The sequence below is a fragment of the Rhizobium sp. CFBP 8752 genome (assembly GCF_014842035.1).
GTDB lineage: Bacteria > Pseudomonadota > Alphaproteobacteria > Rhizobiales > Rhizobiaceae > Neorhizobium > Neorhizobium soli.
This window is the reverse complement of record NZ_JACYUZ010000003.1, coordinates 266,420-289,470: the sequence shown is the minus strand read 5'-3', so window position 1 is coordinate 289,470 and position 23,051 is coordinate 266,420. Positions and strand designations below refer to the sequence as shown.

Below are 23,051 nucleotides of genomic sequence, written 5' to 3'. Positions count from 1 at the left end.
CGGGGATCCAGCGACCCGACGTCTGTCGGGTCAAAGACCCTCTTCAGCTCAAGGACTTGAGCTGACTGGATCCTCGCCACAAGGGCGAGGATGAGGGGCGTTTGGTGACAGGCTCAGTTTCCCAACTATCCTGCAGAGTTGTTTGATAATACCTTTGTCATCAGCCAGAGGCCCGGTCCTGCCGGGCGTCTCTTCTCGTGGGTCAGGCCCACTCGCCGGCGCGCATCACAGGCACTTTGGAACCATCGGCCCTGATGCCGTCGATATCCACCTTGTCGGATCCGATCATCCAGTCGATGTGGATGAGGCTCGAATTGCCGCCCTGGGTCCTGATCTGCTCCGGCGTCAGCGAAGCTCCGTCGAGGAAGCATTTCGAATAGCACTGGCCAAGCGCGATATGGCACGACGCGTTTTCGTCGAACAGCGTGTTGTAGAACAAGATGCCGCTTGCCGAAATCGGCGAGGAATGCGGCACCAGGGCCACTTCGCCCAGCCGGCGAGCACCCGCATCCGTATCGAGAACCCGGCTCAGCACTTCCGCGCCCTTGGCGGCACTTGCCTCGACGATGCGGCCACCGTCGAACTTCACCCTGATATCGTCGATCAACGTGCCCTGATGCGACAGCGGCTTGGTGCTCGAAACATAGCCTTCCACCTTCAGCGCATGCGGCGTGGTGAACACTTCTTCGGTCGGGATATTCGGATTGCAGGTGATACCGTTTTTCGCAACGGATGCCCCGCCATGCCATTCATGGCCATCAGCCAGGCCGACCGTGAGATCCGTGCCGGGGCCGGTGAAATGAAGCGCCGAAAAACGCTCGCCGTTCAGCCAAGTCGAGCGCTTCTTGAGGTTTGCATTGTGCGATGCCCAGGCAGCGACAGGGTCGTCGAGATCGACGCGGGAGGCGGCAAAGATCGCGTCGGCCAGCTTGCGCACCGCCACCTCTTCCGGCACATCCGGAAACACCTGCCGCGCCCATGCCGGGTTGGGATAGGAAATGATGTTCCAGTTGATGTCGAAATTGGCGATCTTTTCGAGCGCCGGCTTGTAGGCCATCGAATTGGCCTTGTTCGCCCGCGCCACCTTGGACGGATCCTGTTCGGAGAGCATCATCGGATTGTCGCCGGAGATCGCCAGACGCGCGGCACCATTGGCATAGGCCTTCGCCATGCCTTCGTAGAGCCAGTCCGAGGCCTTGTCGAAACTCGCATCGGGCGCAAACTCGTAGCGCGCAAGCGTCGCCTCCTCGTCGGAATAGAACGTGGAGACGAGACCGGCACCGGCCTTATAGGCGTGGCGGGTCAGGAACCGCACCAGCGGCAAGGCCGCAATCGGCGCCGTGATGACGAGATCCTGGTCCCTCGCGAGCCCAAGGCCAACCTTGACCGCCACTTCGGCAAGCTTTTCGAGTTTCTGCGGATCGATGGCGGTCTGGAAATTCGGCACGATTGTCATAATGGCCTCTGTTCTTGGAATATCTGCTGACACGACTTAGGGTGACCAAGCTGAATTTGAAGTCGATCGGTCCCGATCATAGTCCCCTCGCTTCACGCAACAAGGGCTGCCACTATCGCTTTCAATGCCGATTGTGCGTCTTTTGGGGCAAGACGAACCTGAAGTCCTCGCTGGCCACCATTGATGAAAACGTAGACCTCTTCGAGAGCAGTCGCTTCTATGGCCGTCGGGACGAGCTTCCTCTGTCCGAACGGGCTAATGCCGCCGACACGATAGCCGGTTATCCGTTCGGCATCAGCCGGTTTCATCATGGCCGCAGACTTGCCGCCGAAGGCCGCCGCAAGCTTTTTCATCGAAACCTCCCTGTCTGACGGGATGACAACGCAGACCGCCTTGCCATCCACCTCCGCCATCAACGTCTTCAGGACACGGCAAGGCTCTTCGCCGATCGCCTCGGCTGCCTGAAGCCCGATGCGTTCGGCGTTGGGATCGTAATCGTAGGTGACCGTCGTGAAGCTCACGCCGGCCTTCTCGAGCACTTCGGTTCCGCGGGTCGCCTTGGACATGAATTCAGGTCTCTGTGAATGTCGCGGCGTAGCTTTCCGGTTTGAAGCCGACGACCAGTTTTCCATCCGCTTCCAGTACGGGCCGCTTGATCATCGACGGCTGAGCCGCCATCAGCGCGATCGCCTTTTCCCGGTCGAGATCCAGCTTGTCGGTCTCGGGCAGCTTCTTGAACGTGGTGCCTGCGCGGTTCAGCACCTGTTCCCACCCGGCGCGACCAGTCCAGTCGTCAAGATGATCGTGGTCGATGCCGAGCGCCTTGTAGTCGTGGAAGGTGTAGGCAACGCCCTTCTCATCCAGCCAGGCGCGGGCCTTCTTCATCGTGTCGCAGTTCTTGATGCCATAGATGGTGATCGCCATGAGAACCTCTTCCATTGATGACGATCGATAGCAACCGCACCTCGGTCTAGGCAAGACATGGATGCCGTGAGGTCCGTGCCATGTGATTGGCGCATGCCTCCTCTGTGAGCTTGTCGATTGTATAGGCACAATGTGCAGCCTATTTTGGGAACATCACAAGGAGAGATCAAATGTCTGCATCTATCAAGAACCGCGTTGGCGCATTCGGTCGTGCATTTGCACTTTTCGGCGCTGCCGTCTCCGCATCCGCTGCTGTCGAAAACAACCGTCGTCCGCACGCCCGTGACCTCGAGATCCTCGGCATCGATCCCCAGGCTTTCCGCAAGGTTCGCTAATCATTCTTCGAAAGACCGCCCGGCGGGAAAGCTCCTGCCGGACTTGTGTGGCGTAATGCTTCGCCACACCACAAGCGCTGATGATATGACCCGGCTGAGCCCTTCAGCCAGAGCAGGTCACCATCCCGCTTAGCGCATGGCTTGTTTCGCAAGCCGGTAGGCGATAACGCCACAAACTTCCCCGCAGAAATAATTGTAATAGGCCAGGCCTGCACACACTGCCTGATAGCGTACCCGCAGCCGGCGTCGCGCCAACTCAGCTCGTCAGCATCTTGTAGGCGCAATAGACGGCGATCAGCACGACGGCGCCTATCAGCGCCAGCTTACCGAGCCGCTTCTCGATGAAGTGGCGGATGCTCTCGCCATGGCGACGAAGGAGCCATGCGAGCAGAAAGAAGCGGGCTCCGCGGGTCACCACGGCCGCCGCGATAAACAGCCAGATGTTGACATGCACGGCACCGGACAGGATCGTGACCACCTTGATCGGCGGCAGATGCGCAAAGCCTGAGGTGACCAGCATCAGCAGGATCGTCTCATAGGTGATGCCGGATTTCAGCTCGTTGAACGTATCGAGCTTGCCCCAGAATTCGAGGATCGGCACGGCGATCGCATCGAAAGCGAAATACCCGATCCACCAGCCGGCAATGCCACCCAGCACCGAAAATGTCGTGGCGATCAGCGCGTAGCGCCAGGCGCGCTCAGGCCTTGCGAGCGCCATGGGCAAAAACAGCACATCCGCCGGTACCAGGAAGACAGAGCTTTCGACGAAAGCGATGACCGCAAGCCACACGCTTGCGGACTTGCAGGCGCTGAGCGCCATCGTCCAGTCATAGAGGCTGCGGAGCATAGGGATATCCGGGAAGGGATTGGGAGGTGACAGGCCGCCGAGTGCTGCGGCCGGTCACTAAAGGCCTATTCCCACTCGATAGTGCCGGGCGGCTTGCTGGTCACGTCATAGACGACGCGGTTGATGCCGCGCACTTCGTTGATGATGCGGGTTGCCGCACGGCCAAGGAAGTTCATGTCGTAGGGATAGAAGTCGGCCGTCATGCCATCGACGGAGGTCACGGCGCGAAGAGCACAGACGAAGTCATAGGTGCGGTAGTCGCCCATCACGCCGACGGTCTGCACAGGCAGCAGCACGGCGAACGCCTGCCAGATCGTGTCGTAGAGACCGGCCTTGCGGATTTCGTCGAGATAGATCGCATCCGCCTTGCGCAGGATATCCAGCTTTTCTCGGGTAATCGCACCGGGGCAGCGGATGGCAAGGCCTGGACCCGGGAACGGATGGCGGCCGATAAAGCTTTCCGGCAGGCCGAGTTCACGACCAAGCGCGCGCACTTCGTCCTTGAACAGTTCGCGCAGCGGCTCGACCAGCTGCATGTTCATGCGCTCAGGAAGGCCGCCGACATTGTGGTGGCTCTTGATGGTGACCGACGGGCCGCCGGAGAACGAAACGCTCTCGATGACGTCAGGATAAAGCGTGCCCTGTGCGAGGAAGCGCGGTGCGCCCTTGCCGTCGGACGCGATCTTGGCGGCTTCCGATTCGAAAACCTCGATGAACAGACGTCCGATCGTCTTGCGCTTGACCTCAGGGTCGGAAACGCCGGCAAGCTGGGTCAGGAACAGGTCGGATGCATCGACGGCCACGAGCGGGATGTTATAGGCATCGCGGAACATGCCGACGACCTGTTCGGTCTCGCCCTGGCGCATCAGGCCGTGGTCGACATAGATGCAGGTCAGCTGGTCGCCGATTGCCTCATGGATCAGAATAGCGGCAACGGATGAATCGACGCCGCCGGACAGGCCGCAGATGACGCGCTCGGTGCCCACCTGTTCCTGGATCTTGCGGATCATCTCGGCCTTGTAGGCAGCCATGGTCCAGTCGGATTTCAGGCCGACGATTTTGTGCACGAAATTGGAGAGAAGCTTGGCGCCATCAGGCGTGTGCACCACTTCCGGATGGAACATCGTCGTGTAGTAGCGACGGCTCTCGTCGGCAGCGATCGCGAACGGCGCGTTTTCGGATGTGGCGATCACCTCGAAGCCATCAGGCAACTGCGTAACGCGGTCGCCGTGGCTCATCCAGACCGGATAGCGTCCGCCCTGTTCCCAGAACCCATCAAACAGCGGGCTGGATTTCTTGATCTCGACGTCGGCGCGGCCGAATTCCGCGGCATGGCCACCTTCGACGACGCCGCCGAGCTGGGTTGCCAGCGTCTGCTGGCCATAGCAGATGCCAAGGATCGGAACGCCGCTGTCGAACACGGCCTGCGGTGCGCGCGGGCTACCCTCAGTCGTGACCGATGCCGGGCCGCCGGAAAAGATCACGCCCTTCGGCGCCATCCTGTCGAAGGCGTCCGCTGCACTTTGAAACGGGTGGATCTCGCAATACACACCCGCTTCGCGCACGCGGCGCGCAATCAGCTGCGTCACCTGGCTGCCGAAATCGATGATGAGAATGCTGTCGGGATGAGCTACCAAGGGTGTTGTCTGGGTCATGGCGAGCCTTTAGAGAAAAACTGGCTTTTGTGCAACTGCGTCAGAGCGCCAAATCGCCGCTTTCGAGGGCGTTTTCAAGCCGGTCGATCACTGCTGCAAGCTTCTCGTCGATCACATGAAGATATTCCGTCCAGTTGTCGACATGCTTCAGCTCCGCCTTGCCGTCGGAAATGCCCCGCAGACCGATCAGCGGAAGACCGAAAAGCTGACAGCATCGCAGCACGGCGAATGTCTCCATGTCCACCATGTCGGCGGCAACGAGATCATAGGCTGCTCCCGAAACGATATTGCCGCCGGTCGAAAGCGACGCCTCCGGGATTTGGGGGATGCGCAGCGTCATCGGAACGATCGCGGGATGGTCGAGAAACGGCGTGCGTCCCTTTTCGAAACCAAGCGGGGAGGCGTCCATGTCGCGATAGGCAACCGAGGATACCTGATATACTTCAGTCTGCTCGAGACTGCGCGAGCCGGCGGACCCGAGCGAGATAACCAGATCCGGCAACCGGCTTTCCGCCTCCAGCCGTGTCAGCGCACGCGACAGGACGGCCGCCGCCTCGACGGGGCCGACGCCGGTCATCAGCGGCTTGATACGGGTTTTGAGATGCGGACCATATTCGGCATCGACGGCCATGACGAACATGATCTGCCTGCCAGAAACTGCCTTAAGTTCGAAATTCATCCGACGATATCCTGCCTGCCGCGGATGACCATCATCGATGCGGTCATGGACGCAATGAGTTTTGCCGGCCCGTCACTGATCGCATAGCCCCGCCCGTCCGCGACGATGATCGTTGACCCCGGCTTGGTAATTTCGCCGCGAAACAGAAACCGCTCTCCACGTCCCGGCGACAACAGGTTCACCTTGAACTCGATGGTGAGGATCGAGGCGTCAGGCGCAATCGTCGTGTAGGCGGCATAGGTGCAGGCTGTGTCGAGGGCCGCGGAAATCACGCCGGCATGCAGAAAGCCATGCTGTTGGGTCAGCTTCTCGCTATAGGGCAGCTCGATCTCGATCATCGCCTGCTCGACCCGGGTGAGCTCCGCATCGAGCATTGCCATTGCGCCCTGCCGGTCAAAACTCTGGCGAATACGCTCGCGAAAATCGCCTTTTTCGAGAATGCTCATGCCTGCCCCTTTGATCGAGGCAACGTGCCACGCCGGGCCGGTATCGGCAAGCCGGTTTGGTCTCAGCTCGTCAGTTGAGCATGACGATCGAGAGGTTGAGCATCGTCGCAAACGCGACCCACAGCGCATAGGGCACGAATAGCAGCGCGGCGGTGCGGTTTGGCCGCCAGCTCATGGCGATGAAGAGCAGGATGAAAGCCAGCATCGGAATGATGATGGTAAGGCCGAGAACCGGGTTCTGCATTCCGAAAAATGCCGGAGACCAGAGCAGGTTCAACACGGCCTGCACCGCAAACACGACCAGCCTTCGAGTGTTGTTCTGGTCGTACCAGGTGGAGGCAAGCGCTGCGCCGATCATGCCGTAGAGAACCGTCCAGACCGGTCCGAAGATCCAGTTCGGTGGATTGAAGAACGGCTTGTTCAGCTGTTGGTACCATTCGCCGGGAATGTTGCTGACGCCGCTGATCACGCCGACGGCAACCGACGCGATGATGAAGAGACCGTAGACGATAGGTTTGCGCATGAGCCCTCAGATAGAGCGGTTGGAGCTGCCGGAAAGATCATCCGATGCGAACGATATGCTGGTCCCAGGCAATCCGGCTTTCGGTCTCGTTGAAACGCCCGTCATAGGTCGAGACCGCGATGCCGTGCGCGGCCGGGGCCACCCCTGCAGCGTCCCGCACGGTCTCTTCCCTCAGCACCTTGCCGGTCCTTGCATCCAGCGTCACCGCCGCACCGCCGACCGGCGATGTCAGGCCGACCAGCCCCTCACGGCGATTAACGGCAATCGCGCCCACATAATTGCCGAGCCGGACGGTTGTCTGTTCGGGCAGGTCTAGGAATGCGATGTCCTCGCCCTTCGAAAACCAGCCGGCAAGCGGCGGCAATGCGTTGCGCGCACCTTCCCACTGGCAGGCGAACCAGATCCGGCCACTGTCGGCAATATCCAGATGCCGGGTGGAAAGCTGGGATAGCGACGGCGGCACCAGGTGTTTCTGGATCAGCGCGCCGGATCGTGCATCCAGCAGCACCAGCGATGGCTCCATACGATCGAGATTGAGCTTGGTGCGGCCGAAATCCGGATGCGTCTCGATACCGCCATTGGCAATGACCAGCATCGACCCGTCGTCGGAGACGGTCATGTCGTGGGTGCCGACGCCGTGGGCATCGAATTCGCCGATGCGGCGGAAGCCTTCGCTTCCATCGTAAACGCCGATCATACCGCGATTGCCGTCGAAATCGTTTTCACTCGCGTAGAGCCTGGTGCCGTCCGGCGAGAAATGCCCGTGGCCGTAGAAATGTCGCCCCTCCGGCGCGGTGATCATGACAGGCTCTGCCCGGCGTGCCGCATCGAACACCATGGCGAACGTGCCGGGCCGCCTGGCAAAGGCGACGGTTCGACCGGTCGCAGCACTGAATGCCATGCCGTGCGCCCGCGCGGGAAGCGCCACACGGTCGATGATCTCGCCGCGCTCCGACACGGTGGCAATGCCGAATGAACCGTCGGGCGCACGAAAACCCGAGGCATAGACCGCGTCAGCCCGTTCCAGCGCCATCAGCGCGCCCGGTTGAAGGGCTGCGGTAAAGGCAACGCCTGCCGCCTTCAGGAAGCCGCGTCGATCGATCGTTTCGCCGCGCCAGCTCATGGCCTAGTCGCCATCTGCAAACGAGAAGCCGGAGGAAAGCCCGATCGCGCCGCCATAACCGTCGTTCAGCTTTGCGATCACGTCCTTGCCGCCGTCGAGAAGCGATTGGAGCTTCGCCTGTTCGCCGGGGTTTTCGACCGCCACTTCGATATTGGGCATCACGGTGCGGGCCGTGGCGATCATGGACTGCAATCTCGCCTGCGTTGCCGCGACGACCGGCTGACCCTTTTCCTGCAACAGCTCGACCATGCCCGACGTGGCGAGCAGCTTTGACAATCCATCAAGATTGCCGTGCAGGCTGTCCCAGGTGTTTTGCGAACGCCAGAATAGCGCCTGTTTCGGAAACGTCGCCTTGCCGGCACCCTTGTAGAATGTCTCGATCCGCTGGTCGCGCACGGCCTCCGCGCCGTGGACCAGAATGCCCAGCAGAGCGGTTATCGCCTCGCCGCCGGTGCGAAAGGCCGGGTTGTCGGGTCCCGGCTGTTCCCAGGTCTTGGCGATGCCATCCGGCGCGTCCCATATGCCGGCGACTTCCTTGGCGACATTAGCGACGTTCTGGGCTGCCGCGGCTGCATAACGGCAGCGAAACGCATTCTCTGCCTGCAGCAGATCGCGATCGGCATTGGTGCCGTAAAGCAGATATTCGAGTGCGCCGAGCCCCTGCGTGGCCACACTTTTCGTGGCAAGCGTCGCAGGGTCCGTCGCTGTCTCGTCCTTCTTGGCAAGCACAGCCTGCACCTGTTTCAGCCCGGTGCTCTTGCGGTCGGGATAAAACAGAACCCGCTCGAACCGGTTCTGCTCGATGATCGGTCCGGTGCGGACGATCTCGATCGACCCCCAGCTCACGACGAGCGCGCGGAATGCGGTCTTGACGACATTGAGATTGGCGACAGAAGGCGCCTTGCAGAGCGCAGCACTCTTGTCGGCCACATCCTGCGCAGACGTCTCGAAGGCATCATAGCCCGGCCGGATAAAGCCGTTGACCGCCGCAGTCATCACTTTCGTGACGGAGGCTGCCGGAAGCTCGACTGCCGGCACGCTGTCGGCATCCTGCGCCTGCGCCGTTGTGGACAGCAGCAGAGCCAGGCCGGCCGCGAAAATCATGCGCATCAGAGTGACTCCAGGAAGGTGAGAAGAGAAGCGCGATCATCCTTGGAAAGCGATGCAAAGGCATCACGTGCCTTCTGCGCCTCGCCGCCATGCCAGAGAATTGCCTCGGTCAGGTTTCGCGCCCGCCCGTCATGCAGGAAGAACGTGTGCCCATTGACGGTCTGCGTCAAGCCGATACCCCAGAGCGGTTGGGTGCGCCATTCCTGCCCGTTCGCCACGCCCACCTGCTGGCCATCGGCAAGACCTTCACCCATGTCGTGCAACAGGAAGTCGGAATAGGGCCAGATCAGCTGGAACGCATGCGCCTTGTTTCCCGCATCGCGGCGGGTCACGAATTTCGGCATGTGACAGGATGCACAGCCCGCCTGATAAAACAGTTGCTTACCCTTCAGCACACCGGCATCGCCGATATCGCGCCGCGCCGGCACGGCGAGGTTTTCCGAATAGAAAGTGACGAGCGGCAGCACCGGATCCGGCGCTTCCACCGGACCGAGCCTTGGCTGCACACCGGTCGGCAGGGCCAGACAGTCGCTTTGCGCCTTCCGGCAGTCGCCGTGATCGAACGGATCGTCCGGCGTCGAGATACCGATGTCGCCGACGAAGGCCGATGAACTCTGGTCGCGGATGGACGCGTTCTGCGCCTTGAAGCCGAAACGGCCGATCTTCAGCTCGCCGCTCTTGTGGTCGCGCACCAGTGCGGCCTTTCCGGAAATACCATCGCCGTCCCGATCGTCGGGATCGGCGTTATCTAGCAGGTCAGCCTCGTGGATCGCCTGGATGAGACCCATTCCGATCATCGGCGGAGCCACGCGCGGCGAAAGCGTGACATCGCCCTCCATCGGGCCAAACCCTAGGTCGGACACCGAATAGCTCGGCTTGCGCAAAGTGACCACCTCGCCATCGGCAAGTGTCACCGGCAGGTCCTGATAGGCAATCTGCAGTCTACCCTCGGCCTGCAGCCCGGGGACCGCCAGATCCTGCAACTGCTCGCCATAGACCGCATCCGGAAAATTGAGCTTGCGATAATCGGCGATTGCCGCGCGTTCTTCGTCGGTCCGTGCCGGCCGCGCCAGCCGCAGGAACATCGATGTCGCGTCGGCGCCACCTTCGGGCGGATGCCCGCGGCCGTCCTTCAGGTGACAGCTCTGGCAGGCGCGTGCGTTAAACAGCGGCCCCAAGCCATCGGACGCCTGGGTCGACGAGGGAGACGAGACCCACAGCTTGGTGAACAGCGCATTGCCGAGCTTGAAGTCCTGCTCTTCCTCGAACGTGATGTTGGCGGAAAAATGCGAGAAGATATTCCCGTTGACGCTGGCTTTGGTCGTCGCGCCGCCGCCGGCCATCAGCTCGAACTGCTCCGGCTTGGAAAAGTCCGTCGTGGAACGCGTCACGCTCTCCACCCGCTTCTGGTCTTTCGGGTTGAGATCGGTGCGCGACGTCGGAAAAATGTTGTCGCCACCGGTTGCAATCAGCGGGATCAGAAACAGAGCGCCGGAAAGCAGCGGCAAAACCAGACGATACCAGTATCCGCTTCTCGCAGCTCCGTTCCCACGATGGACAAGGTGGCCACGCGCGAGCCCGTCGTCCAGCGGATGCTGGCGACAACCCGGTGTGTGGTTATGCCCCGTCCGCTTTCGGGAAGGGGTGGGGATGATAACGTTCTTCATCGCAATCGCTTGGCAACCGCTTCAGCGGCTACTGGAACACCGCGTCGGGATTGTCGAGGCTGTCGGAACCCTCGAGCTCAACCTTGCCGAGGTCGAGCGACGCGACGACGCGCTCGATGGTCTTGGTCTGGTCGATCAGTCCGTCGATCGCCTTCTGGACGACGACGTTACCGTCGGCATTGTTCTCGCCGATCATCTGGTCATAGGCCTCGACCTTCTGGGCACGGTCGGCCATCGCGTTCATGGCCGCAAGCGTCGCATCCAGCTTGCCCTTCATCTCGTCGTCCAGCGCCTTGTCCTTGGCCAAGACGAGATCTGACAGCGAAGCGCCGGTCATCTTGGTGCCGTCGATACGGGTATATTCTCCCGTATAGGCCGACTTGATGCCGATCGCGTCGTTCAGGTGCGAGGCATAGGTGTTGTCGGAGAAGCAGTCATGCTCTTCTTCCGGATCGTGCAGCAGCAGGCCAAGCTTCATCCGCTCGCCGGCAAGCTCGCCATAGGAGAGTGAGCCCATGCCGGTCAGGATGGCGCTCAGTCCCTTCTTGCCATTGGCCTCGACGGTCCTGGCGGCCTTGCCCTTGGGGCCCCACGCCACGACCATGTCCTTCAGATCGGCAACCAGCAATGCGGTCACAGCTTTCAGGTAGGCGGCGCGACGGTCGCAACTGCCGTTGGTGCATTCGGTCTTGCTGTAATCCGTGTAGGGACGCGCACCGGCGCCTGGTCCGGTGCCGTTCGTATCCTGGCCCCACAGCAGAAACTCGATCGCATGGTACCCGGTCGCCACATTCGCCTCGATCTCGCCGGCCTCATGCAGGCTGCGAAGGGTCTTTGTGGTGATCTTGGTCGTGTCCAGCGTCTTGCCGTTCACCTTGATCTTGGGGTTGGCAATGATGTTGGCCGTATAGAGCGCGTTCTCGTCGCTTTCGGTGCCATAGGAGGGATCGACGTAATCGATCAGGCCTTCATCCAGCGGCCAGGCATTGACCTTGCCCTCCCAGTCATCGACGGCAGAATTGCCGAAACGATAGACTTCGGTCTGCTGGTAGGGAACACGGGCCGCGATCCAGGCCGCTTTTGCTGCCTTCAGGGTTTCCTCGCTCGGATTTGCAATCAGTGCGTCGACCGCCTTTTCGAGGCTCTGCGCTGATATCAGCGAGTCCTCGAACTTGGCATGTGCCAGCTCGGAATAATGCTTGAGCACGGCGGCCGGCTTCGTGTCGGCGCGCGCTGCCGTTAATGTAGTCGATGCGGCGAGAAGCGCCAGTGCGGCGCTGAAAGCGAATTTGCGGATCATGTCCCTCTCCATTGCGGCGTCGTTTGAGAACGAGGCTGCCTCAAAGGCTCATCGCGCAAATCTAAACTTGTGTCAAATGATCTAGTTTAGAATGCTTTCAGGGTAAATCCGCAAGACAAGTCCCGCTCAAACCTTGCGTTGCATGCGGCAGAAAAAGAATCCGTCCGTATCGGTACTTGCGGGAGACAGTGTCACCGTCGCTGCATCCTTGGCGCGAGGCGTGGCCGCGTCGTTGCCGAAAATCTTCGCCCACTGGTCGGCTGCCGGCACAATGGAGAATTCGGGGTTTTGCTCGCAGAAACGGACAGCCTGCTGGTCGTTTTCTTCCGGCAGGATCGAACAGGTCACATAAAGAAGCGCGCCGCCCGGCTTCACGAAAGCGGATGCTTCGGAAAGTGCGTCCTGCTGCTGCGCAATGCGCTCGTCGAGGTTCTTCTGCGTCAGCCGCCATTTCGTGTCGGGGCGACGGCGCCACGTTCCCGTGCCGGTGCAGGGCGCATCGACCAGAACTGCGTCAAGCTTGTTCCGGAGACCTTCAAGCTGGCGTGCATCGTCGTGAACCTGAACATTGCGGGTGCCGGCCCGACGCAGGCGCTCGATGATCGGCGCCAGCCGCTTGCGGTCGGTATCGTAGGCGTGAACCTGGCCCTTGTTGTTCATCGCAGCCGACATCGCCAGCGTCTTGCCGCCGCCACCGGCGCAATAGTCCAGCACCTGATGGTTCTCGGCAGGCTGTACGAGCTCGGCCACGATCTGCGAGCCCTCGTCCTGCACCTCGAACCAGCCCTTCTGGAAGGAAAGCTCGGCGGTGATATTGGGAAGCCGGGAAGCACCTTCGCCGGCAGCGATCCGGATGCCGTTGCGGGCAATGCGCGCAGGCTTGGCACCGGCGCGGTCCAGCGCCTTGACCACCTTGTCGCGCGACGCCTTCAGCGTGTTGGCGCGCAGATCAAGCGTCGGTCGGGTGGCAAGTGCCTTTGCCTCGGCCAGCCAGTCGTCGCCGAAATTTGCTTCGAAGGAAGGCTGAACCCAGTCCGGAATGTCGCCCTGGATGTGAAGCGGCGCGTCTTCCAGCTTGCGGGAGGAAAAGGCGGCGATATGCGCTTCGGTCAAAACCGGCGGCGCGAAACGGTCGTCGGCAAAATCGGCAGCCAGGGTTTCCGGAGAATATCCCCACTGGCGAAGGAGAACCGCATAGGCCAGTGCGACAGCACTGTCGTCATCCATGATGAATGCGTGGCTGAGCCGCATGCGCAATGCGTCGTAAACGATGTTACCGATTGCGGCGCGGTCGCCGGATCCGGCAAAGCGGTGCGCGAGGCCCCAGTCCTTCAGCGCGTCGGCGACGGGGCGTCTGCGTGCCTCGATATCCGCCAGTACGTCGATTGCTCCGGCTACTCGTCCGCCCAGTCGCATGTCATTCTCCGTCTCGGTTGAACCCGTGTGGGGTGGGTCGTAACCGCGAACGGTCGAAAGGGCAAGTGCAGCACGTCAGGCGTTCAAAGCTCTGGTGCCTCAGCCGTCGACGTCCTTGATGCCCTTGCCGGAGATCTTCTGGCTGGAAGCGCGGGTGTCGGCAACGATCTGGTAGCAGACCTGCGCAGTGCCCGAAGAGACCATGCCGATATCCTTGGCTGCGGCTTTCGAAACGTCGATCACCCGGCCGCGAATGAACGGACCGCGATCGTTGATGCGCACGACGACGCTTTTGCCGTTGCGCTTGTTGGTCACGAGAACCCTGGTGCCGAATGGCAGCGAGCGATGTGCGGCGGTCAGCTTGGCGGCGTTCATCCGCTCGCCGGAAGCGGTCTTTGATGAAAGAGCATACCAGGATGCATGGCCGCATCCGGGCGCAGCATTGGCCTGCGCGGTGCCGAGTAGTGCAAAAGCAGCAATGGCAACCGCGAGTGTCGAGCGTCGAATTGTTGTCAAGTCGGTCGTCCCCGTCCGTTTGTCCCTGCACGTTGCGTGCAGCCGGCTTAAGCGGGGCCAAAAATGGCGAAAAAGTGGGATTCGTTATCACGGAGTGTTACGCATTGTAACATTCGTGATTACATTGCGATCGATGTTGTTAATACACCCGGCTAAGCTTTTTCGGAAGAAAAGCTTTAGAATCAGTCTCCAAGCGAAACGTCATTCCACTGTTCCCCACGGACGACTCGTGTTCACGAAAACAGGCAAAATTTTTTTCTCTTAAAGTCGGTCTGTTGTCTTATTTGGACCGGTTTTGGGGCGCCGCGCCCCAGGCATTAAGAATTTATGACCGGGATAATGGCTCAGGATGAAAATTCCCACCGATGAGTAGAGGAGATTTCACGCTCTCCAGCGGTCGGAAGACCACAATTCCGAGAGTGAAACATGGTAGTTCGGAAAGCGGAATTGGAAGCCGGCGGCCCTGATCTTCTCATTCGAGACGCGCTTGTTGGCGCCATAGAAGGACCGCGCCATCGGCGACATGTCGGCGGTGTCGAAATCCTGTTCGGGCGGCGGTTCGACGCCCATCATCCGGGCAGCCTCGACGATCACGTCCTGGGGCGGGCATGGCTCGTCGTCGGTGACATTATAGAGGCCACCCATCCGCTGGCTCCCGAGAAACAGCGAGGCGCCCCCGATATCCTCCACCCGTATCCGGTTGAACACCTGACCCTTCTTGATGATGCGTCGCGCGCTGCCGCGGGAGAGATTGACGAACGCATTGCGGCCGGGCCCGTAGATGCCCGAAAGACGCAGCACTGCGCATGGCACGCCGACACTGGTCGCCTGCTCGCTCCAGGCATCCTCCGTATCGACGCGCTCGATGGAGCGCCCAAGAATGGGGCTTCCCGGCGTCTCCTCGGTCACCCAGTCACCGCCATGGTCACCATAGACACCGACGGTCGAGAGATAGCCGATCCATTCGAGCTTCGGAAACAAGGCCGAGAGCTTGCCGTCGATCAGCTTCAGGAGCGGATCGCCTTCATGACCGGGTGGGATGGACTGAACCAGATGCGTCACCTCGGCCATCTCGCCCGGCAGCGCTCCATCGAACTCGCTGCCGTCGAAGATGAAGGGCCGAATGCCCTTTGCGCGAAGAGCCACGGCCTTCTCCTCGCTGCGAACCGTGCCGGAAACCGTAGCGCCGTCGGCGATGAAGGCCTCCGCAATCGCCTGGCCGGAATAGCCGCATCCGAAGATCATCACCCGCATCAAACCACTCCTGCCATCGTCCATTCGTTTTCGACCTCGGCATCATCGTCCGGAGCCCGTGCCGCCGCAAACATAGCGAACTCCGCCTCCGACATCAGCCGCTTCAGCGCCCAGATCGCCATTCCGCGCACGGTAGGGGACGCATCCACTGATAACCTGCGACACTGATCGACGAAACTGCGGTCGCCGGAATTGCCGGCAGCGATCAGCACGTTGCGCACGAAACGGTCTCGGCCGATCCTTTTCACCGGCGATCCGCTGAAGAAGGTGCGAAACGCCGGATCGTCCAAGGTGAGAAGAAACGCAATCGACGGTTCCTTGAGGTCCTCGCGCGCCTTCAGCTTCATTTCAGACGCGCTGGCCGCGAACTTGTTCCACGGGCATGCCGCCAGGCAATCGTCGCAGCCATAGATACGGTTGCCGATCATCGGCCGGAATTCGGGCGCGATCGGTCCCTTGTGCTCTATCGTCAGGTAGGAGATGCAGCGCCGCGCATCCAGCCGGTAGGGCGCCGGAAACGCCGCCGTCGGGCAGGCGTCGAGACAGGCGCGGCAGGAGCCGCAATAGTCCCGCTCAGCCTCGTCGAAGGCCAGATCCGCTGTCGTGAACAGGCTGCCGAGAAAAAGCCAGGACCCGTGCGTGCGGCTGACCAGATTGGTGTGCTTGCCCTGCCATCCGATGCCGGCGGCTTCGCCAAGCGGCTTTTCCATCACCGGTGCCGTATCGACGAATACTTTGACATCCTCGCCGGCACGGGCGGCAAACCGTGTGGCGATCTCCTTCAGCCGACCCTTGATCACGTCGTGATAGTCGCGGTTGCGGGCATAGACGGAAATCGCGGCCTTGTCGGGCTTCTCCAGAATGCCGCGCGGATCCTCGTCCGGCCCGTAATTCATCGCAAACATCACGATCGACCTGACTTCGGACCAGAGCGCCTTGGGATCGCCGCGACGCTCGCGCGTCTCCGCCATCCAGTCCATCGTGCCGTGATGCTCGTCAGATAGAAATGTCGTTAGCCGTTCCGGTGCTTTCGGAATGCTGTCGGGCCTTGTGATGCGACAGAGATCAAAGCCCTGGGCTGCGGCTTCCTCGCGAATGAAGGCAGCCAGCTTCTGCCGACGCCGGTCGGCCCGAAGGTCGACCTTCTCCTGGCTCAGGTCGTGGTCCGGCTCAGAAATCAAGGTCCGCATAATGCGATACCGGAGTGAGGCCGCGAATGCGCTCGGACAGCAGCGGACGGAAGGAGGGGCGGGATTTGATCCGCTGGTACCAGTCCTTGGCGATCGGGATTTCCGACCAGTCGATTTCGCCGAGATAATCGAGCACGGAAATCGAGGCGGCGGCAGCAAGGTCCGCATAGCTCAGGCGCTCGCCGGCCAGCCACTGGCGCGAGCCGGCAAGCCAGGCAAGATATTTCATGTGCTGGCGAATATTGGCGCGAGATGTCCGCAGCACTTTCGAATCAGGTGCACCGCCGCCCTGAGCCGCGGTCATCTGCAGCTTGTAGACCCGTTCGCGCGTCAGCGGCCGGGTCACGTCCTGCTCCATCTTGATCAGGAACCATTCCGTCAGCCGGCGTATTTCAGCGCGTTGCCACGGGTCTTCGGCAAGCAGCCGGCGGTCGCGCTTCAGCACGCCATGGGTCTCGTCGAGAAATTCCATCAGAACCGACGGACCGCACAGAACGCGCATATTGTCGTCAACATAGACGGGCAGGGTCGCCGCCGGGTTGAGCGTGAGAAACTCGCGGCGCTTCTCCCAGGGCTGCTCCTCGACAAGATCCGTCTGGAAGCCGTATTCGGCGAGGATCAGACGGACGAAGCGAGAGGAAGACGACATTTGATGATGATACAGGGTGGGCATCGATAAGAAAACTTCAGTTATAATGTATAGGAAAGCGGCTGCTTCGGGCGCCCGCCTGACATATGCCAGCTATATGGATTTGGTAGGGCCAGTACAAGCAGGGGCCACAAACCGCTAAGAAACGATTAAAAACCACCTCTATCGCATAGCAAAGGACTAAGAATGGTGGATCAGCCCATTATCAGCGCCCTCGTACTCGGTATTATCGAGGGGCTCACGGAATTTTTGCCCGTTTCATCCACCGCACATGTGCTGCTCGCCGGCCATTTTCTCGGTTTCAATTCTCCGGGGAATACGTTTGCGGTCCTGATCCAGCTCGGCGCCATACTGGCCATTCTCCTGGTCTATGCGCAAAGGCTGATCTCGATCGCCGTCTCGCTGCCGACCAGTGTCCAGTCGCGCCGTTTCGTTCTGACCATCCTTGCGGGTTTTCTCCCGGCCGCCGTGATCGGCGCAATTGCGCATGATTTCATCAAGACGGTCCTGTTCGAAACGCCGATGTTGATCTGCGTCATGCTGATCGTCGGTGGCTTTATCCTGCTTGCCGTCGATCGCATGAAGTTCGAGCCGAAATACCATGACGTGATGGATTATCCACTGTCGCTGGCGATCAAGATCGGCTTCTGCCAGTGCCTCGCGATGATCCCAGGTACGTCGCGCTCCGGCGCCACCATCGTCGGCGCGCTTCTGCTTGGCGCGGACAAGCGTTCGGCCGCGGAGTTCTCGTTCTTCCTCGCGATGCCGACAATGGTCGGCGCCTTCACGCTCGATCTCGTCAAGAACCGTGCGCTGCTCTCCTTCGACGACAGCGCCGTGATCGTGGTCGGCTTTCTGGCAGCCTTCGTGACGGCAGTGTTTGTCGTGCGCTCGCTTCTCAATTTCATATCGAGCCGCGGCTACGCGCCTTTCGCCTACTGGCGTATCGCAGTCGGCGCCATCGGCCTCACAGCGCTGCTGCTCGGGGCCTGATGGCCCGAAGCTGAAAACAGAAAAGGCGGCCACCGGCCGCCTTTGTCATATGGGTCGTTCAATCACTGCTTCAGTAACGGATGGATGCAGTGCTGCAGGGATCGACGCCATAAGCAGGCGCGCAATCGAGCTTGCCGGCGGCTCCGGTTTCAGGAGCCATGAACGATCCTGCAAGGATCACAAGTGCTGCACATACGAAAAAGAGGGCGATGGGTTTGCCCATGCAAATGCGCCTTTCAGAAGGGAAATATCTGTGTGTGGGTCTACGGGCCGTGTGGCTGATATTCAATAAACGTTTTTGCTAAACTGCCCGTTAACGCAAGACGGCCAATAACTGCGACCTTTGCGCCACAGAGCTTTCGGCACCTGCGCCCAAAAAAACGACGCGCCCCGGAGAGCACGTCGTCAAGGATCCGGTAAGGATCTAGGATATTGAAATCAGGCGGCCTTGCCGGAGCCCGTGTACTGGCCCTGCGGCCGGTACCGCACGAGGTAGGACGCAAGAACGGAGGTAGCCAGCGTCGGCGTGATGCCGATACCGGCAAGCGTGCGGCCTTCTTTTTCCGCAGCGTCCGAAACCACATTGTCCCGTTTCAGGAGTTCCACCTGGTCCGCCGTGATCGGCGGGGTGATCAGGGGCACCATCGAGGCAACGCTGCCGATCATGGAGGCCACGCCGAAAGGCAGCGAGAGAAGCGGTTTCTTCCGGGCGGTCACACGCATAACCGTTTCCATGCAGTCGCGCATCGTCATCACTTCGCCGCCACCCAGCTCGTAGATCTTGCCGGACGGAATGGAGCCGTCGACGGAGCGTCCCACGGTTTCCGCCACGTCTTCCACGAAGACCGGCTGCAGCTTGGTATGGCCGCCACCGATCAGGGGCAGGAACGGGAACGTCCGTGCCATCGAGGCGAACCGGTTGAAGAAACTGTCGTCGGCACCGAAAACCACCGAAGGACGCAGGATCACCGCATCCGGAAGTGCGGCCTGGATCGTCGCTTCGGCGCGGCCCTTGCTGCGGGCATAGCTCGAAGCGGAATTGACATCGGCACCGATGGCCGAAACATGGGTCAGCTTCGCGCCGGCAGCCTTGACGGCTTCGACCAGCGTCTTCACGCCGATATCCTGCACGCCGTCGAACGTGTTGCGGCCGCTTTCAAACAGGATGCCGATGCAGTTGACCACATGCGCGGAGCCTTCGACGGCTCGCAGCACGGAATCGCGATAGCGCAGGTTCGCCTGCACCAGCGAGATCTGGCCGACATAGCCGGCGGGCAGAAGGAAGCCGGCGAGATCCGGGCGTCGCACCGCGACGCGAACACGGTAGCCGCGCTTGGCAAGCGTGCGCACCACCTGTCGGCCGACGAAGCCGGATCCCCCGAAGACGGTGACGAGAGGCGGTAGATTGTTGATGGTCATGATAAGCTCCGGGAGCCTGAAGAAGGGACGACGCAATATGGAATGCTGTTTAGCCGAATCGGGGCGACGGTGGAAGTGTTTCCGCAGCCGGTTGTCGCTGTCAGCGAGCGATATCAGACACCCTCGACCACAACCATTTCGGCATCGGCCGCTTCCTGGCGGATTTTTGCAGCGATCTGGTATGCCGGCGAGTTGTAGCAATCGACTGCAGCCTGCATCGACGGGAACTCGATCACCACATTGCGACCACGGGCTGTGCCCTCCAGTTCGGTCATCGCGCCGCCACGTGCAAGGAAATTGGCGCCGTATTCCTCAAACGCCGGTTTTGCCGCAGCGACGTAGTCCTTGTATCGCTCGGCGTCGCGAACATCGACCCGAGCAATCCAGTAACCTTTTGCCATAATAACCTCTCCTCGATTGGGCATATTCGATTCGAGCAAATCTGGCGGGGAGTCAACATGATAAAGACCGGACAACGCGGCCGGATTGCAGCGCGCAACGCCTATTGGGCGCTCCCTTATCTCGTGCCGTTCATGCTTCTTGGCGCGCCTACGGCAAGCGCGGCATCCTGCAGCGCCGATACGCTGGAACAGCTCCGCTCGCCCGCCGAAGCGGCCACGCGCCCGATCGAAATCGATTGCGATCTCACCCTTCAGAAGAATGCCGTCATCACCGTGCCGATCGCGTTTTCCGGCAGTCGCGCGTCTGGGACGACGATGGACTGCAACGGCGCGACGCTTGATGGCACCAAGCCCAAGGCCCGCACGATCGTGATCCGTTCGGTTCAACGCAAGGACGGCAGCTGGGATACGCCCCGCGACATCCATATCCGCAACTGCACAATCAAGGGTGATATCCGCATCGAAGGCCTCGGTCACAACGGAGAGGCCGAGAAGGTCAGGGAATCCTCACTCACGCCGGGCCATACACAGCGAGCGCAGTCGATTGCGCCAAGCGATATCGTGCTGTCACAAAACCGCTTCATCGCCAATGTCGGCACGCCGGTCTATCTCGCGCCTGGCGTCACCAACGTCATTGTCGAAAACTCGCGCTTTACCGGCAAGACGGTCTCGGCCGTTATTTACCTGGATGCGGAATCGGCCAGAAACCGCGTCATCGGCAATACGTTTGAAACATCAGCCAGCCAGCGCGAGATCATCGCCATCGACGGATCTGCGGAAAATCTCATCGAGAAAAACACGTTCGTGAACCCGGTCAAGGGCGGCGTGTTTCTGTACCGCAATTGCGGCGAGGGCGGCACGATCCGCCACCAGGCGCCGCAGCGCAACGTCATCTCCGACAACAGCTTCCGCTACAAGGACTGGCTTGCCATGCCGGCGGTCTGGCTCGGCAGCCGGCAAGGGGTGCGCAAATATTGCATGACACGGCCAACGGCGTCGTTTGGCAGCGGAGCCAGCCCGCTCGATTACGCGCAGAACAACCGGGTCACCGGCAACCGCCTGTCGGGCGGCGTCGCCACCTTCGTCCTCAACAGCGACGCGAACAATGTCGTCTCGGACAACCGCTGATCCGGATCAAGCGTCGTCTGCAGGTCAGAGCGCCGCCTGCATCGCCGCGAGGATAGCCTGCGCGGCCGCCTTCGGGTCGGCTGCTTGGACGATCGGGCGGGCAACGACAAGGTGGCTGGAGCCTGACTTCAGGGCATCGAAAGGTGTCACGACACGTTTCTGGTCGCCGGCATCGGAGCCGGTCGGACGGATGCCGGGGGTGACCACCGCCATGTCGGCTCCGACGATCGCCCTGACGGCGGCCGATTCCTCGGCCGAGCAGACGATGCCGCCCATGCCGGCCGCACGCGCCTGTTCGGCGCGGCGTGCCACCAGCTCGCCCGGTGTCTGCGCATAGCCGGCTTCGATCATATCGGCCGCATCCATCGAGGTCAGCACGGTAACGCCGAGCAGGCAGAGATCGGAGCCCTTTGCTGCTTCGACCGCGGCGCGCATTGCCTTCGGATAGGCATGCAGCGTCAACATGGTCATGCCCATCTTGGCGATGTTCTCGACAGCTTTGGCGACCGTGTTGTCGATATCGAGCAGTTTCATGTCGAGAAAGATCTGCTTGCCATCCTCTGCAAGCTCGCGGGCAAACTCCAACCCACCGGCAAAGGCCAGCTGGTAGCCGATCTTGTAGAAGGAAACGGTGTCGCCAAGCGTTGCCACCATCTTTTCCGCTTCGGACACGGTCGGGATATCAAGGCCCACGATCAGCCTGTCACGCGCTTGCATGTCTGTCAGTCTCCCTTCCATGTTTCGATCGGGGTCCAGTCGCATGTGACGGCGCGATCCGCAAGGGTGAAGCGGAACAGATTGCCACCGCCACCCGGCTGATCTTCCGTGCGGGATATGGCCGATCGTTTCAGGTGACATTTCAGGAGCGTGCCGACGCCGCCATGACCGACAAAGGCGATCGGCACCGCGGGATCGTGGCCCGCCAGAATGGATTCGACCAAAGACACGATCCGCGCCTGCGCATCCGCGGCGCGCTCCCAGCCTTTGAAGCTCTCGGTCGGGTTGGCGAAAAACCAGTCGGCTGCCGCCTCGAAATCAGGCGGCGCCAGAAAGCCTGTCGCCGAGCGATCGTTCTCGTGCAGTTCCCCGATGATTTCCGTCTTGAGACCGACGGCCGCAGCCAGGATGTCGGCGGTCTCGATTGCCTTTGTCTCGTCGCTCGAGACGATGCGCCCGAGCTTGGATACCCAGCCGGATGTCGCCGCCTGTTCGGCGCGCAGGCGACCCGTGTCGGACAGGCCCCATTGCGGCACCGGCACGTTGGGGTCGATCCGGACCTGCGGATGCGTGATGTAAATCCCAAATGTCATGTCGGAGAAGGTCCGGACGCTAAGCTCGCGTATATGTCCATAGCTGCGCCGGCGGAATGTTGCGCACCACGAAGTCATAGTGCTTGATCTTGTAGCGCTCTGGCTTGGCGATAATAGGCGAAACCGGGCTGTAGGTGATCTGCATCACCGGGCGTCCCGGCGGGACGCGGTCGAGAAGATCTTCCAGAAGTTCGATGCGGCGTTCCATCGGAAAGCTCAGCATCGGAATGGCGCAGATCACGCAGTCGAATTTCTGGTGTTTCAACGTGTCGAGCGTGCGATCCAGATCGAACGCGTCGCCATTGATGAAATGCACGCCTTCGAATGTCTTCATCAGATGCTGGTAGAAATCGGTCGAATACTCGATCGAAACAAGGTTCTGAGGCTCGATGCCGGTTTTCAGGATCGCCTTGGTGATGACGCCGGTGCCTGGTCCGAGCTCGAGAACCGGCAGGCCAGAACTTGTGTCGATGATGCTCGCCATCCGCTTGGCAGTGACTGAGGATGTGGGGATGATGGCTCCGACCTGTTTTGGACCGTCGATCCATCCCTTGAAGAAACGGATCTCCTCGTCAAACTTCCGGCCGAGCCGTTCCTTCAAACGCAGTTCCATCAGGTCGTCCCCTCCAGTTTCATCCAATGTGAACCGTTTTGCCGCAAACACAAGATGAAATGTCGCAAGCGGAATACGGCACAAAAAAGGCGGCTGG

General features: G+C 60.9%; 26 protein-coding genes. 3 read left to right on the top strand and 23 right to left on the bottom strand.

Features of this window, described 5'->3' with window-relative positions:
* Positions 1 to 202: 202 nt before the first annotated feature.
* From IFT59_RS17370 to IFT59_RS17360, 3 genes are all read right to left on the bottom strand, one after another.
* The gene (locus IFT59_RS17370) at positions 203 to 1,456 is read right to left on the bottom strand and encodes an aminopeptidase (RefSeq protein ID WP_192087638.1); all 1,254 of its coding nucleotides are present in this window, start codon (positions 1,454 to 1,456) and stop codon (positions 203 to 205) included.
* Positions 1,457 to 1,548: 92 nt separating this feature from the next.
* Entirely contained in the window at positions 1,549 to 2,022 is a 474-nt protein-coding gene (gene ybaK, locus IFT59_RS17365; protein ID WP_192087637.1) for a Cys-tRNA(Pro) deacylase, read from the bottom strand.
* Between the two features lie 4 nt (positions 2,023 to 2,026).
* A complete protein-coding gene (locus IFT59_RS17360; protein WP_192087636.1) occupies positions 2,027 to 2,380 on the bottom strand; it encodes an ArsC family reductase in 354 nt (117 codons plus the stop codon).
* Between the two features lie 170 nt (positions 2,381 to 2,550).
* Here IFT59_RS17360 and IFT59_RS17355 point away from each other — a divergent pair, with 170 nt between their 5' ends.
* Positions 2,551 to 2,715 carry a hypothetical protein gene (locus tag IFT59_RS17355; protein WP_092663836.1) on the top strand — a complete coding sequence of 55 codons (165 nt, stop codon included), beginning with the start codon at positions 2,551 to 2,553 and terminating at the stop codon, positions 2,713 to 2,715.
* 256 nt (positions 2,716 to 2,971) lie between these two features.
* Here IFT59_RS17355 and IFT59_RS17350 read toward each other — a convergent pair whose 3' ends face one another.
* From IFT59_RS17350 to IFT59_RS17285, 14 genes are all read right to left on the bottom strand, one after another.
* Positions 2,972 to 3,562: a YqaA family protein gene (locus IFT59_RS17350; RefSeq protein WP_192087635.1), complete on the bottom strand. Its 591-nt coding sequence runs from the start codon at positions 3,560 to 3,562 to the stop codon at positions 2,972 to 2,974.
* A 65-nt stretch (positions 3,563 to 3,627) separates the two neighbouring features.
* Complete coding sequence (gene guaA / locus IFT59_RS17345) at positions 3,628 to 5,217, bottom strand: glutamine-hydrolyzing GMP synthase (RefSeq protein WP_192087634.1); 1,590 nt, start codon at positions 5,215 to 5,217, stop codon at positions 3,628 to 3,630.
* 40 nt (positions 5,218 to 5,257) lie between these two features.
* Complete coding sequence (locus tag IFT59_RS17340; protein WP_192087633.1) at positions 5,258 to 5,896, bottom strand: 5'-methylthioadenosine/S-adenosylhomocysteine nucleosidase; 639 nt, start codon at positions 5,894 to 5,896, stop codon at positions 5,258 to 5,260.
* The gene (locus IFT59_RS17335; RefSeq protein ID WP_192087632.1) at positions 5,893 to 6,342 is read right to left on the bottom strand and encodes a PaaI family thioesterase; all 450 of its coding nucleotides are present in this window, start codon (positions 6,340 to 6,342) and stop codon (positions 5,893 to 5,895) included. Before IFT59_RS17335 ends, IFT59_RS17340 begins: the two co-directional genes overlap by 4 nt.
* 70 nt (positions 6,343 to 6,412) lie before the next feature.
* Positions 6,413 to 6,865, bottom strand: coding sequence for a TspO/MBR family protein (locus tag IFT59_RS17330; RefSeq protein WP_192087631.1), 453 nt, complete (start codon positions 6,863 to 6,865; stop codon positions 6,413 to 6,415).
* 37 nt (positions 6,866 to 6,902) lie between these two features.
* Positions 6,903 to 7,988 carry a DUF1513 domain-containing protein gene (locus IFT59_RS17325; protein ID WP_192087630.1) on the bottom strand — a complete coding sequence of 362 codons (1,086 nt, stop codon included), beginning with the start codon at positions 7,986 to 7,988 and terminating at the stop codon, positions 6,903 to 6,905.
* A 3-nt stretch (positions 7,989 to 7,991) separates the two neighbouring features.
* On the bottom strand, positions 7,992 to 9,098 hold the full coding sequence (locus tag IFT59_RS17320) for an imelysin family protein (protein ID WP_192087629.1): 1,107 nt from the start codon (positions 9,096 to 9,098) through the stop codon (positions 7,992 to 7,994).
* Positions 9,098 to 10,765 (bottom strand): di-heme oxidoreductase family protein, encoded by a 1,668-nt coding sequence (locus tag IFT59_RS17315; protein WP_192087628.1) that lies wholly within the window; start codon positions 10,763 to 10,765, stop codon positions 9,098 to 9,100. The genes IFT59_RS17320 and IFT59_RS17315 overlap by 1 nt, the downstream gene beginning before the upstream one ends.
* 28 nt (positions 10,766 to 10,793) lie before the next feature.
* Positions 10,794 to 12,065: an imelysin family protein gene (locus IFT59_RS17310; RefSeq protein WP_192087627.1), complete on the bottom strand. Its 1,272-nt coding sequence runs from the start codon at positions 12,063 to 12,065 to the stop codon at positions 10,794 to 10,796.
* 126 nt (positions 12,066 to 12,191) lie between these two features.
* Positions 12,192 to 13,481 carry an RsmB/NOP family class I SAM-dependent RNA methyltransferase gene (locus IFT59_RS17305; RefSeq protein WP_113109365.1) on the bottom strand — a complete coding sequence of 430 codons (1,290 nt, stop codon included), beginning with the start codon at positions 13,479 to 13,481 and terminating at the stop codon, positions 12,192 to 12,194.
* Positions 13,482 to 13,580: 99 nt separating this feature from the next.
* On the bottom strand, positions 13,581 to 13,997 hold the full coding sequence (locus IFT59_RS17300; protein WP_062454067.1) for a septal ring lytic transglycosylase RlpA family protein: 417 nt from the start codon (positions 13,995 to 13,997) through the stop codon (positions 13,581 to 13,583).
* Between the two features lie 381 nt (positions 13,998 to 14,378).
* Positions 14,379 to 15,251, bottom strand: coding sequence for an SDR family oxidoreductase (locus IFT59_RS17295; RefSeq protein WP_062578773.1), 873 nt, complete (start codon positions 15,249 to 15,251; stop codon positions 14,379 to 14,381).
* Positions 15,251 to 16,429 (bottom strand): tRNA epoxyqueuosine(34) reductase QueG, encoded by a 1,179-nt coding sequence (queG, locus tag IFT59_RS17290; RefSeq protein ID WP_192087765.1) that lies wholly within the window; start codon positions 16,427 to 16,429, stop codon positions 15,251 to 15,253. The genes IFT59_RS17295 and queG overlap by 1 nt, the downstream gene beginning before the upstream one ends.
* Entirely contained in the window at positions 16,422 to 17,114 is a 693-nt protein-coding gene (locus IFT59_RS17285; RefSeq protein ID WP_062454065.1) for a glutathione S-transferase family protein, read from the bottom strand. Before IFT59_RS17285 ends, queG begins: the two co-directional genes overlap by 8 nt.
* 162 nt (positions 17,115 to 17,276) lie before the next feature.
* Here IFT59_RS17285 and IFT59_RS17280 point away from each other — a divergent pair, with 162 nt between their 5' ends.
* Positions 17,277 to 18,083 carry an undecaprenyl-diphosphate phosphatase gene (locus tag IFT59_RS17280; protein WP_092663812.1) on the top strand — a complete coding sequence of 269 codons (807 nt, stop codon included), beginning with the start codon at positions 17,277 to 17,279 and terminating at the stop codon, positions 18,081 to 18,083.
* A 70-nt stretch (positions 18,084 to 18,153) separates the two neighbouring features.
* Here the strand turns inward: IFT59_RS17280 and IFT59_RS17275 are convergent, their stop codons facing one another.
* The 3 genes from IFT59_RS17275 to IFT59_RS17265 form a co-directional block, all read right to left on the bottom strand.
* The gene (locus IFT59_RS17275; RefSeq protein WP_092663810.1) at positions 18,154 to 18,306 is read right to left on the bottom strand and encodes a hypothetical protein; all 153 of its coding nucleotides are present in this window, start codon (positions 18,304 to 18,306) and stop codon (positions 18,154 to 18,156) included.
* A gap of 215 nt (positions 18,307 to 18,521) precedes the next feature.
* Positions 18,522 to 19,502 (bottom strand): complex I NDUFA9 subunit family protein, encoded by a 981-nt coding sequence (locus IFT59_RS17270; protein ID WP_062454063.1) that lies wholly within the window; start codon positions 19,500 to 19,502, stop codon positions 18,522 to 18,524.
* Positions 19,503 to 19,615: 113 nt separating this feature from the next.
* Positions 19,616 to 19,903, bottom strand: a complete 288-nt coding sequence (locus tag IFT59_RS17265) for a DUF1330 domain-containing protein (RefSeq protein WP_092663808.1) — start codon at positions 19,901 to 19,903, stop codon at positions 19,616 to 19,618.
* A gap of 57 nt (positions 19,904 to 19,960) precedes the next feature.
* Here IFT59_RS17265 and IFT59_RS17260 point away from each other — a divergent pair, with 57 nt between their 5' ends.
* The gene (locus tag IFT59_RS17260) at positions 19,961 to 21,031 is read left to right on the top strand and encodes a NosD domain-containing protein (protein WP_249407638.1); all 1,071 of its coding nucleotides are present in this window, start codon (positions 19,961 to 19,963) and stop codon (positions 21,029 to 21,031) included.
* A 24-nt stretch (positions 21,032 to 21,055) separates the two neighbouring features.
* Here the strand turns inward: IFT59_RS17260 and pyrF are convergent, their stop codons facing one another.
* The 3 genes from pyrF to pmtA are packed head-to-tail and all read right to left on the bottom strand — an operon-like array spanning position 21,056 to position 22,954.
* Positions 21,056 to 21,748: an orotidine-5'-phosphate decarboxylase gene (gene pyrF / locus IFT59_RS17255; protein ID WP_192087626.1), complete on the bottom strand. Its 693-nt coding sequence runs from the start codon at positions 21,746 to 21,748 to the stop codon at positions 21,056 to 21,058.
* A 5-nt stretch (positions 21,749 to 21,753) separates the two neighbouring features.
* Entirely contained in the window at positions 21,754 to 22,341 is a 588-nt protein-coding gene (locus IFT59_RS17250; RefSeq protein WP_062454059.1) for a histidine phosphatase family protein, read from the bottom strand.
* Between the two features lie 19 nt (positions 22,342 to 22,360).
* A complete protein-coding gene (gene pmtA, locus IFT59_RS17245; protein WP_062454058.1) occupies positions 22,361 to 22,954 on the bottom strand; it encodes a phospholipid N-methyltransferase PmtA in 594 nt (197 codons plus the stop codon).
* Between the last annotated feature and the right edge of the window lie 97 nt (positions 22,955 to 23,051).